Below are 12,159 nucleotides of genomic sequence, written 5' to 3'. Positions count from 1 at the left end.
TCGTTAGATTTGTAGAAACTCAAAACAAAAAAATTATGAAAAGTTTAAGTGTATTAGCAGCATTTTTAGGCGGAGCTGCCGTAGGAGCTGCCCTTGGTATCTTATTTGCTCCAGAGAAAGGAGAAGACACTCGTGCAAGAATCGTTGAAATCCTTCGTAAAAAAGGAATCAAATTAAATCGTAACGAAATGGACGAGTTGGTCGATCAGATCGCATCCGAAATTAAAGGTGAAGAATGAATTAAATGGAGTGTCTAAAAAGTGATTATCTCTTTTTAGACACTCTTTATTATGTTGTATACTCTTATAGATAACAAAACAATGTTCTCAGACGACCAAAATATAGATAACCTACAGCAGTTATATGCTGACATTAAAAAGTATATTATCCTACAAAAGGATTATACCAAACTGGAAATTGTAGAAAAGATGACAATTCTCATCTCCACCTTTACAATGGTGCTGATTCTTGTCGTATTGGGAATGATAGCCCTGTTTTATCTATTATTTGCTTTCGCCCACTTTCTCGCTCCCATAGTTGGCGGATTACAATACAGTTTTGTCATTATAGCCGGAATAACATTCTTGTTAATGGCAATCGCCTATTTTTTCAGAAAGAAGTTATTCATAAACCCGATGGTTAATTTCCTCGCCAACTTATTTCTTAATGACTCAAATAAATAGACGGATTATGGATAATACGACTCAACAGAAAACAATCACTTTGGAAGAAATCGGCAAGCGTAAAGAAGCGCTCCGTCTGCAAATAGAGAAACAAAGAAGTGTGATTATCTCATCTGTAAAAAAGACATTTGCTCCTACCCCCACTGAAAAAGCCGCCCATCCTATCATGCAAAGTTTCAATACCGGTTTGGCCATATTTGACGGCGTTATGACAGGAATTAAAATCATGAGACGAGTTAAAGCTTTTTTAAAACGAATGAAATAACTATTTCAAACGTTTTTACGACCTTTGTCCCCAAAGAATATAAAACCATATTAAATGAAAAGAAGATTTTATGTGCTGGCATTTGCATTCATTGCATTTTTCAGCTTTACAACAGCAGGAGTTGCTCAAGGCAAGCAAGCTAAATACGTATTTTACTTTATTGGTGATGGTATGGGTGTGAACCAAGTAAATGGTACAGAAATGTATTTGGGAGAACTTCAAGGAAAAATAGGAACAGTTCCTTTATGCTTTGCCAGTTTCCCAATGGCTACAATGGCTACTTCTTTCTCTGCAACCAATGGAGTTACCGACTCCGCAGCCGGAGGTACAGCCCTTGCCACAGGGGAAAAAACCTATAATAGCGCAATCGGTGTAAACGAAGACACTACTAACATATATAGCATTGCAGTTAAAGCAAAAGAAGCCGGAAGAAGAGTCGGTATTACAACAAGTGTCAGCATTGACCATGCCACGCCTGCAGCGTTCTATGCCCACCAACCAAGCAGAAAAATGTATTATGAAATAGCAACCGATTTGCCTAAAGCCGGTTTTGACTTTTATGCAGGCTCAGGTTTTCTTCAACCAACCGGCAAAAAAGATAAAAATGCTGAAAACATCTATACTTTATTTGACAAGTCCGGTTATACCATAACCAAAGGTTTTGACGAATTTAACATGAAATGCCAGCAAACAGATAAAATGATTCTGATGCAAAAGGATGGAAAAGACAATGCCAGCTTGCCTTTTGCTATTGATCGTAAAGCTGATGACTTGACTCTTTCACAAATTACGGAAAGTGCGATACGATTCCTTACCAAAGGTGAAGATAAGGGATTCTTTCTCATGGTAGAAGGCGGAAAAATAGATTGGGCATGTCATAGTAATGACGCAGCAACTGTATTCCAAGAAGTAATAGATATGGATAACGCCGTCAAACTGGCATACGATTTTTACCAAAAGCATCCCGATGAAACACTTATCGTTATCACTGCCGATCATGAAACCGGAGGAATCGTTCTTGGGAAAGGTCCTTATAAATTAAACCTAAAGGCATTGGCTAATCAGAAAATATCACAAGAAGCACTTTCCAAAAAGATTAATGAATTAAGAAAGAACAAAAAGAATCAAGTTTCCTGGGAAGATATTCAAGCATTACTCAAAGAAAATATGGGATTCTGGGATGCTATTACTTTAAATGAAAAACAGGAACAACTTTTGAAAGAAGAGTATCAACACTCTTTTTCCGGAAAAGAAGTTAAAATGAAAGAAAGCGAATATTTCAAAGATGAGCCTATGGCTGCTTTGGCAAAAGAGATTCTGAACGACATAGCTTTGGTTGGCTGGACCAGTGGAGGTCATTCCGATGGATATGTACCGGTATTCGCTATCGGAGTAGGCGCTGAACAATTTCACGGAAGAATCGATAACACCGATATTCCAAAATTCATATCAAAAGCTGCCGGATATTAAACATTGCTATTATCTATAATAAATAAAAAGCTACGCTGTACAATCAAATAAATCATGTTGTACAGCGTAGCTTTAGGCTCACCCGATATTTATAGGGGATGAACACAGATATCCCTTTTTTTGTATACTCTCAGTGCAACAATTACCTGTAAGCTTCATCCTTCAGTTTACCAATTTTATATTGATACTGAATGAGTTATCCTGAAAGATGGAATCATTCAGCAGATATACTCATCATTCATTATCGGCTGAACCTTTTTTCTAAAGATGGTTCAGGATAACGCACTGATAATCAAACCTAAATTCGTAAACTGAAAGATTGAAGGTTATTTGAGAGTAATTCGTTTTTTACACTGTATTTCACTTATAAACACCTTGATGTTTTTTAAAAACATCAGGTTGATTGAAAAAAACATCAAGACGTTTGTAGACAAAGATACGGTCGATTGTCTGCAAACGATAGGAGTTTGCCATCAATCGACCGTATGCTGAAAACAGATTTTACTATCCCAAATAATTATCGGGTGAGCGTAGCTTTAGTTATTTAGTTACTTTCTTCCGCCACCAAGTGCCTGATAGAGGTTTATCACTCCCTGAATCTCTGCAAAACGGTTAGCAACCTGACTTAACTGCGCACTAAGTAAACTTTGCTGTGCCGTCAAGACCTCAAGATAGGTAGTTGTTCCATGTTTCATCAGCAATTTCGTACTGTGGGTAGCTGTTTCCAATGATGCTATTTGTTTAGCGAAATACTCGGATTTACTACAGGCTGTCTGATATTGTGTCAATGCATTGTTAACTTCACTACCGGCATTAAGCAAGGTTTGCAGAAAAGCCAATTTAGCCTCTTCCTGTTGTGCTTTCGCTATTTTTAACTGTGCAATATTCTTTCCACGGTTAAATAAAGGCTGAGTCAATGAAGCAAAAGCAGTCATAATTAACTTTCCGGGATTGACAATCATCGAACCGGCAGAATTGGTCCACCCTAAAGTTCCGCCCAAAGTCAGCGCCGGATAAAAAGCGGAACGGGCAGCATTAGTCGTATAAAAAGCTTGTGCAAGAGAAAGTTCTGCACTTTTTACATCCGGACGATTAGTAAGCATTTGCACAGGAATACCGACAGAGAATTGTCGTGGCAATTGCTGATTATCCAACCTCCCACGTTGCACACAATGAGGAACATCAGCTAAAAGTAAAGACAAACAATTTTCCGTTTGATTAATCTGTTCTTTCAAGTCCAATAATGTTGTATGAATACTATAATATGTAGCTTCCGTTTGTGCCAATGCTGCCTCTGTCACCATTCCTGCAGCTTTCATGGCACGGGTAGTCCTTACACTTTCTTTCCAATTAACCTCAGTAGCTTCCGTTATTTCCAGTTGCGCATCAAGCATCAACAATGTATAATAAGTATTAGCTATCCCGGAAATCAGTTGGGTTTGTACGGCAAGCATATATTCTTTACTTTGCAGATAAGCAGCTTTGGAACTACGTTTTGCATTTGCAAGCCGACCGAATACATCAATCTCCCAACTTGCAGATACAGGCAAGGTGTAAGTCTTTGTTGTATTACTATGATTAAAACTACTGATCGAGCCTTCCGGTGCAAACGAAAGAGATGGTAAAAAAGAAAGTTTAGCCGACAATAATGCAGCTTCCGCCTCTTTCACACGCAGATGAGCAGTCTGCAAGTCAGTATTACGTTGCAATCCTGTATCTATCAATGCCTGTAAATATGGGTCTGTAAATACGTCACGCCAACTAAGGTTACCGAAATTTGTCGTATCTGCCACAACTATGGAATCAGTATTTCCATAAAGTTCTTTAGGTACTTCCGTCACCGATTTATATTTGGTATGGATGCCGCAACCACTCATAATAAGGGCTGCGACAGATAATATGATTATTCTTTTCATACTTGCTATTTATCTATGAATATTATTTTTTACCGACTTCTTTTTTCTCCTGTTCACTCTTTTCTTTTTCTACCTGTATCTCCCAATCCGGATGTTCGTTTATATGAACCGGACGAACTTTTTCCTGTAAATATTGAAAAACTACAAATAATGAAGGAACAATAAAGAGTAAAGCCAACGTACCGATAACCATACCACCGACAGTACCTGTACCCAATGAACGGTTACCATTGGCTCCTACCCCACTTGAAACCATCAATGGCAACAAACCGAATATCATAGTCAACGCAGTCATCAGAATAGGGCGCAAACGAGCTTTGGCAGCACTAAGAGCAGCAGAAATTAACCCCATACCTGCCGCACGGCGTTCAGCTGCATATTCGGTAAGTAAGATAGCCGTCTTTGCCAACAAACCTATCAACATAATCAATCCTGTTTGCAAATAGATATTGTTTTCTAACCCAAACATTTTAGCAAAAAGAAAAGTTCCCATTAATCCGCAAGGCACACTCAGAATAACAGCAAACGGAATGATAAAGCTCTCGTAAAGAGCACTTAAAATTAAATAGATCATCAGAATACAGATTGCGAAGATTATAATTGTAGTTCCGCTACCTTGTTGATTTTCCTCACGGGTGATGCCACCGAAATCGAAACTATACCCCTTTGGCAAAGATGTCCCGGCTACTTCCTTCACCGCTTTGATGGCATCACCTGAACTATATCCGTCCGCCGGCATGGCATTGACCGCTATCGAATTATACATATTAAAGCGACTTAAAGTTTCTGCACCATATACCCTGGTCAATGTTATAAACTGACTAAGCGGTGCCATTTCATTGCCGACCTTCACAAAAGTATTATTCAAAGAAGCCTCATCCAAACGATATTCGGGAGCTGCTTGAATCATCACACGATAGACTTTTGAAAAACGATTGAAGTTAGAAACATATTGTCCCCCATAATAACCGGAAAGCGTACCCAATACAGCATCAGGGGTCACTCCCGCACGTTTACATTTCGAAGCATCAACTTCTACCATCCATTGTGGATAGTTAATACTAAAAGTAGAATATGCCATCGCAATCTCAGGACGTTCACGCAGAACAGCCAAATACTGTTGAGTAGTATTGAAGAAAGTTGTCAGATCACCATCAGTTTTGTCTTGCATATGCATTTCCAACGCATTTCCCATACCGTATCCCGGAATCATACCCGGAGCAATCGCAAACACAGAAGCATCTTTTATATCTGCCGTCCGCCCATAGATTTGTCCGATAACAGTCTGAACCGCATCTTCCTTGTCCGGGCGTTCATCCCAAGGTTTCAGTTTCAGGATGAACATACCGAATGAATTACCCTGACCTGCCAACAAACCGTATCCCGCTACTTTAGAATAAGCTTTCACTTGCGGAATATTTTTAATACGTTCTTCTATACGAGTCATTACTCTATCTGTTGTCGCCAATGAATTCCCGGCAGCTGTACTTACATTAACAAAGACAACTCCCTGATCCTCATCCGGTACTAACCCACTCTTTGTACTCCGCATCAATAGTGTCAAAATCACAAGAGAACAGACTAATAATGACCAAGTTAACCAACGGCGTTTGATAAAGAACAATACACAATATTTATATTTCTCTATAATCACTCCAAAGGCGGCATTAAATGCTTTACGGAAACGAGCTGCAAAGTTATTTTTCTCTTTTCCATTTTCATCAATATATGGTCTTAGTAACAAAGCGCATAGAGCCGGACTCAATGTCAAAGCATTAACAGCAGAAATTCCAACGGCAACAGCCATTGTCAAACCAAACTGGGTATAAAATGTACCCGAAGTACCAGTCATAAACGATACGGGAATAAACACTGCCATAAACACCAATGATGACGAAATAATAGCGGAACTGATGCCTTTCATTGCATCTATACTTGCCATGTAAGAAGATCTGTACCCCACATCAAACCTGGCTTGTACCGCCTCTACCACTACAATGGCATCATCCACTACCGTACCGATTACTAAAACAAGTGCAAATAATGTAATCAGGTTAATACTGAACCCGGCAACGGCCATAAAAGCAAACGTACCGACCAGCGAAACAATTATACCTACCAACGGGATCAAAGTAGAACGAACATCTTGCAAAAAGATATAAACAATGAGAATCACCAACAAAATTGCTTCAAGCAAGGTTTTGACTACTTCATGAATAGAAGCGTAAAGGAAATCGTTGGAACTCATTAACGGAACTATTTCAACACCTTTAGGTAAATCCTTACGCGCTTCCTCCAAAAAATCATTTATGGCATTGTTTACTTCAGTTGCATTAGAGCCTGCTGTTTGAAACACCATACATGAAATACCCGGCTTACCATTTGTCTGACCAACATAAGCATAACTTTCCTTTCCTAATTCTATATCGGCTATATCTTTTAATTTCAGTACTTCACCATCCGGAGTAGAACGTATTATTATTTCGCCGAATTCTTCCGGCGTAACCAGACGCCCCTTATATTTCATGGTGTATTGATAGGTCTCTTTTGAGTTTTCTCCCATCGATCCCGTTGCCGATTCAATATTTTGTTCTCCAAGTGCAATTGTTACATCTGACGGAGACAGTTTATATTGAGCCATAACATCGGGCTTCATCCATACGCGCATACTATAATCACCTCCCATAATCATCAATTCTCCAACACCTGAAATACGGAGAATCTCAGGTTTCAAATTGATACTGATATAGTTACCTAAGAAATTTTCATCGTATGAGCTATCCGGACTATACAAAGAAAAGATTTGAAGCATACTGCTCTGACGTTTAGTGGTAGTTACACCTACCTGTGTCACTTCAGCAGGAAGCTGCCCCGTAGCCTTTGATACGCGGTTTTGTACATTCACAGCTGCCATATCAGGATCCGTACCCTGCTTAAAATACACAGTAATGGAAACCGTACCGGCATTGGATGCAGTGGAAGTAATGTAAGTCATATTCTCCACACCATTAATAGCCTCCTCCAACGGAGCAATAACACTCTTCTGCAAAGTTTCGGCACTAGCACCAAAATAAGTAGTACTTACCTGAATTGTCGGTGGAGCAATATCCGGATATTGCTCTACCGGTAAACTAAACAAACCAATGATGCCTACTACTACAATTGAGATAGAAATGACAGCCGACAATACGGGCCGTTCGATAAAAGTTCTTAATGTCATTTGCTCTCTCCTCCTTTTATCTTTACGGGCATACCTTCACGAAGTAAACCTACACCTTCGGTCACAATAATATCGCCGGAAGCAAGCCCATCTTCTACTATATATTCTTGTCCGCCATTCACACGAGTTACACTCACAGGAATAGATTGTGCCTTACCATCTACCACTTTATAGATAAATACCTTATCCTGGACCTCAAATGCAGCCGTCTGCGGAATAACCAAACAGTTTTGTTTTTGTATCGGAATAACAACATTACCGGCTCCACCACTATGCAACAATCCATTCTTATTTGGAAAAACGGCACGCAGACTTACCGTACCCGTAGAACGGTCAATCACTCCACTAATCGTTTCAATGTTCCCTTTTTCCTGATAAACGGATTTATCATTCAGTAATAAATCAATAGAAGGCATTTCCTGTAAGACTTCTTCTTTAGAACCGTAACGACGAATAAGATCTAATAATTGGTTTTCCGTCATTGAAAAATAGACATACATATCTGAATTATCAGAAACAGTAGTCAATGCTTCCGGCAAAGAGGCACTAACTAAAGCACCTACCCTATAAGGTAACGTTCCCACGACCCCATCCGACGGACTTTTTATCACCGTATATGAAAGATTATTACGAGCACTAATTTCTTGCGCTTTCATTTGCGCCAACTGTGCTTTTGCCGTTAATAAAGAGTTTTTTGCCGTACTAAGATCAAAATCAGAAACTACATTCTGACGATGGAGTTCTAATTTGCTGTCATATGTTAATTGTGCTGTAGCTAATGTTGCTTCAGCAGCATTCACGTTAGCCTTTGCCGTTTGCAAGGCCGCTTCATAACCAACCTGATCTATAATAAACAATGTTTCACCACGTTTTACTTTTTCCCCCTCTTTCACACACACTTTCGTAAGAAATCCCGAAACCTGTGGATAAATCTCAATATCCTGACGTCCGCGAATCGTTGCTGAATAAATGCTCTTTAATATTCTATCGGTAGGTTTTACTGTCATAACTTCGTACCCGGCATCTTCTACTGTCGGAGCTGTCTGACGGCATCCTGCCACTACAAAACAACAGACGGCAATTGCCGTCTGGCATAATTTACATACTTGAATTTTCATTTGTCTGTTTATATAATTAAAATGATATGATTATTCCTTTAAATGAACTGTAGAAAAAACGGACTTTTTATCCCGTACTCTCAATTGATAAACAAGTTCCAACACAATGAAACTTCCTATTAAAATAACATAACCCGTAGTATGAAGTACATTACCTATTCCGACAAGAGGGGCTACCAAACCAGCAAATAGAAATTGAGAAAAGCCCAAAATAGCTGAAGCATTTCCTGTATTCTGACGTTCCGAATCCAATGCAAGAGCAGTAGAAGACGCAAAGATCATTCCCACAAAAAATAAAAGCAGGAGAAGCATCAACTCAACATAAAAAATAGAAAAATTACCAACTAAGCCTACAACTACTGCCATAGCTACAACCGGAAGACAAATAGCTGCCATGAAAAGAGGTTTCCGTCCACTGGAAAAGCGACTGACGAACAGATTCCCTATCATTATAGCAAATGCATTACAAGCAAAACAATAACTATACATGATCGGACTCAAGTTATAGTGTACCTGAAAAATAAAAGGTGAAGCTGATATATAAGCAAACATGACACTCATTGCGAATGACAATACTAATACGTAACAAATAAAACGTTTATTTTTAATTGTTGAACGGAAACGGACAAAAGTTGCCATAACGCTCCCTGTAACTCGCTTTTCCATAGACAAAGATTCCCTAAAACGCATTGACATGAGCAATATTATTACACCTATTAATAACAATACCATATAAATTCCCTGCCAATTCGTTATTTCAAGCAATGCTCCTCCTATTACCGGAGCTACTATCGGTGCTAATCCTTGTACTCCACTCAACAAAGCAAAAAAATGACTAAATTCTTTTCCTTCGTACAAATCTACAACTATTGAACGGGCTATAACCACACCTCCTGCAGCAGAAAGGCCTTGGAATAAACGAAATAAAATAAAAAGCCCTATAGTTCGGCTAAACAAACATACGATTGTAGAAACTACAAATATAACCAATGATAAAACCAATGGATAGCGTCTACCATATTTATCACTTAAAGGTCCAATAATTAACTGGCCTCCGGCAAGCCCAATCATTCCGAATGTAAGACTTAACTGAACCAACGAAGCTGTTGTTGCAAAATAGTTTTTTATTTCAGGGAAAGCCGGCAAATACAAATCAGTCATAAATGGTCCAAATGCTGAAAGTAAAGCAGCAAATATCAGAACAAATTTCTTTGAATTAGTCTTTTTACCTTTCATATTTTTATTCTTTAATACGCCGCAAAGGTAAATCCTTTCCGGTATTACAAAAATTTCATTATCTGCACAGTATTGTTCATTTTAGGAGTAATTTATTGAAGTATTCGCTATAAAAGCTTACTTTTGCTTTTCATAAAAGAATAAAAGATGAACAAAAAGAACCCATTACTTACTGATACCGAAGAACTATTCATAGCCGGAACCGGCAATCTGGCAGAATTTGAACACCGCTTATGTAAACAGAAAGGTTCAACCATCCTATTTTGTCATAATGGTCGGGCTAAATTTACGATAGATTTAAAGGAATATGAAATAAAAAGGAATTCACAAGTTGTCTTATTGCCTAATAGTGTACTAAGTATCGATGAAACAAGCAAAGATTTCCATGCATCCTACTTCACTTGTTCAGGAACTATGTTTGCAGAAGCAGTGATGAGGCTGGAATCCACTTTTTTCCAGTTCATAAAAAATAATCCCCATTACATACTTCCGGAAGAAAATACCGGAGCAGTCAATGGATTGATGAAAGCCACCTATGCAATTTACATTGATCGAGAAAACCGATTTAGGAACCAAATAGCCAAAAACCATTTGCAAAGCTTTTTATTAGATATTTATGATAAAGTTTACCGTTTTTTCTCTCGTAAACAAATAGAAGGAGGTAACCGCCAAAATGAACTATTCGGTAAATTTATGCAATTAATCCATAAATACAGTAGTACAGAACGGGAAGTCAGTTTCTATGCAAACGAACTCTGCATTTCGACTAAGTACCTGACAAGTATATGCCGTAACGAAACGAAAGATTCTGCCAAAAAGATTATCGACGACTTTATGATTCTGGAAATAAAGGTTCTATTACAATCCACAGAATTAACAGTACAAGAAATTGCGGATAAGCTCAACTTTCCTGATCAATCTTATTTAGGAAGATATTTCAAACGCCACGAAGGAATATCTCCAATGGAATATCGAAAGAAGTTTTCATAAACTAATATCTTTATAAATTTAGGAGTACAAATTTTAATTGTACCTTTGTGTCCCAAATAAATGAAATGAATTATGACGGATATTTTTATTGCCAATAATACGGAAGTTATCATTCTATCTATTCTCGGAATTACACTTCTCACACAGATAATTTATTATTCCACCTTATATAATAGAATACATCGACATAACCTCTCAGCCAATAAAGGGAAAATCGCATTCTCAACAGAATATCCCCCACTTTCCGTCATCATTTGTGCCAAAGATGCTTCAAAAGAGTTGGAAGAGAACCTGCCTTCCATACTGGAACAGGATTATCCCGAGTTTGAAGTAATCGTCGTTAATAACAACTCATCCGATGAAAGCGAAGACCTGCTCACTCTAATGGAAAATAAGTATCCACATTTATACCATACCTTCACACCGGACAGTGCAAGATATATCAGCCATAAAAAACTAGCATTGACAGTAGGTATCAAAGCTAGTAAATATGATTGGCTGGTTATGACAGAAACTAACTGCAAACCTGTCAGCAAGGACTGGCTGAAGCTAATAGCAAGGAACTTCACTAATGAAACAGATATCATTCTCGGATATAGCGGATATGAACGTGGGAAAGGTTGGTTCCAACGTAAAGTTTCATTCGATAATCTTTTCCATGCAATCCGGTTTCTAGGTTTTGCACTCATCCGCAAACCTTATATGGGTATCGGACGCAATATGGCTTATCGTAAAGAACTGTTTTTCAAGAATAAAGGATTCTCTGCCCACCTGAATTTACAACGGGGAGACGATGATTTGTTCATTAATAGAATAGCAACTTCCGGGAATACCCGTGTAGAGACAGACATGAACGCTTGTGTCTGCATGAAACCCATAGAATATAAAAAGCAATGGAAAGAGGAAAAAATCAGTTATGCCGTTACATCCCAATATTATAAAGGAATACAAAGATATCTGCTAGGTTTGGAAACCTTTAGCAGACTGCTTTTTTATGTATCATTTATCTTACTTCTGGTATTAAGCATACAAAATAAATCATGGGGAATAACAGGTATCTGTACGTTAATTTATATCACCAGATACATGTGCCAGGCAATTGTCATAAATAAAACGACGAAAGACTTCGGTGAATCAGGCTATTGGTTTACACTACCGATATTTGACCTCTTACAACCATTATGCAACGCTAGGTTCAAAATAATCCGTCGTTTCAGAAGAAAAAGAAATTTCATGAGAAAGTGAGGCTATCAAGTACTTT

At 38.3% G+C, this 12,159-nt stretch carries 10 protein-coding genes; 6 read left to right on the top strand and 4 right to left on the bottom strand.

The features are described 5' to 3' along the window. The first annotated feature begins 35 nt into the window (after positions 1–35). The 4 genes from DXB63_RS06610 to DXB63_RS06595 all read left to right on the top strand — a co-directional run bounded on the left by DXB63_RS06610 (position 36) and on the right by DXB63_RS06595 (position 2,418). Positions 36–239, top strand: a complete 204-nt coding sequence (locus tag DXB63_RS06610; protein WP_122125615.1) for a YtxH domain-containing protein — start codon at positions 36–38, stop codon at positions 237–239. An 81-nt stretch (positions 240–320) separates the two neighbouring features. Further along, the gene (locus DXB63_RS06605; RefSeq protein ID WP_122125729.1) at positions 321–683 is read left to right on the top strand and encodes a phage holin family protein; all 363 of its coding nucleotides are present in this window, start codon (positions 321–323) and stop codon (positions 681–683) included. 7 nt (positions 684–690) lie between these two features. Continuing rightward, on the top strand, positions 691–948 hold the full coding sequence (locus DXB63_RS06600) for a hypothetical protein (protein WP_122125614.1): 258 nt from the start codon (positions 691–693) through the stop codon (positions 946–948). A 54-nt stretch (positions 949–1,002) separates the two neighbouring features. Further along, positions 1,003–2,418 carry an alkaline phosphatase gene (locus tag DXB63_RS06595; protein WP_122125613.1) on the top strand — a complete coding sequence of 472 codons (1,416 nt, stop codon included), beginning with the start codon at positions 1,003–1,005 and terminating at the stop codon, positions 2,416–2,418. A gap of 548 nt (positions 2,419–2,966) precedes the next feature. Here the strand turns inward: DXB63_RS06595 and DXB63_RS06590 are convergent. Genes DXB63_RS06590 through DXB63_RS06575 form a run of 4 tightly spaced genes read right to left on the bottom strand, consistent with a single transcriptional unit; the run spans position 2,967 to position 9,908 of the window. Beyond that, on the bottom strand, positions 2,967–4,334 hold the full coding sequence (locus tag DXB63_RS06590) for a TolC family protein (RefSeq protein WP_122125612.1): 1,368 nt from the start codon (positions 4,332–4,334) through the stop codon (positions 2,967–2,969). 22 nt (positions 4,335–4,356) lie between these two features. Beyond that, the gene (locus tag DXB63_RS06585) at positions 4,357–7,554 is read right to left on the bottom strand and encodes an efflux RND transporter permease subunit (RefSeq protein WP_122125611.1); all 3,198 of its coding nucleotides are present in this window, start codon (positions 7,552–7,554) and stop codon (positions 4,357–4,359) included. Beyond that, entirely contained in the window at positions 7,551–8,672 is a 1,122-nt protein-coding gene (locus tag DXB63_RS06580; RefSeq protein WP_122125610.1) for an efflux RND transporter periplasmic adaptor subunit, read from the bottom strand. Before DXB63_RS06580 ends, DXB63_RS06585 begins: the two co-directional genes overlap by 4 nt. A gap of 30 nt (positions 8,673–8,702) precedes the next feature. Further along, on the bottom strand, positions 8,703–9,908 hold the full coding sequence (locus DXB63_RS06575; RefSeq protein ID WP_178300636.1) for a multidrug effflux MFS transporter: 1,206 nt from the start codon (positions 9,906–9,908) through the stop codon (positions 8,703–8,705). A 147-nt stretch (positions 9,909–10,055) separates the two neighbouring features. On the opposite strand from DXB63_RS06575, the gene DXB63_RS06570 reads away from it, so the two are divergent. Together DXB63_RS06570 and DXB63_RS06565 are read left to right on the top strand one after the other, a co-directional pair. Next, entirely contained in the window at positions 10,056–10,898 is an 843-nt protein-coding gene (locus DXB63_RS06570; RefSeq protein ID WP_122125609.1) for an AraC family transcriptional regulator, read from the top strand. Between the two features lie 72 nt (positions 10,899–10,970). Beyond that, positions 10,971–12,143 carry a glycosyltransferase gene (locus DXB63_RS06565; protein WP_122125608.1) on the top strand — a complete coding sequence of 391 codons (1,173 nt, stop codon included), beginning with the start codon at positions 10,971–10,973 and terminating at the stop codon, positions 12,141–12,143. Positions 12,144–12,159: the final 16 nt, after the last annotated feature.

This window comes from Bacteroides sp. OM05-12 (assembly GCF_003438995.1).
Lineage (GTDB): Bacteria > Bacteroidota > Bacteroidia > Bacteroidales > Bacteroidaceae > Bacteroides.
The sequence above is the reverse complement of the archived record's forward strand: the minus strand, read 5'-3'. Positions and strand labels throughout refer to the sequence as shown.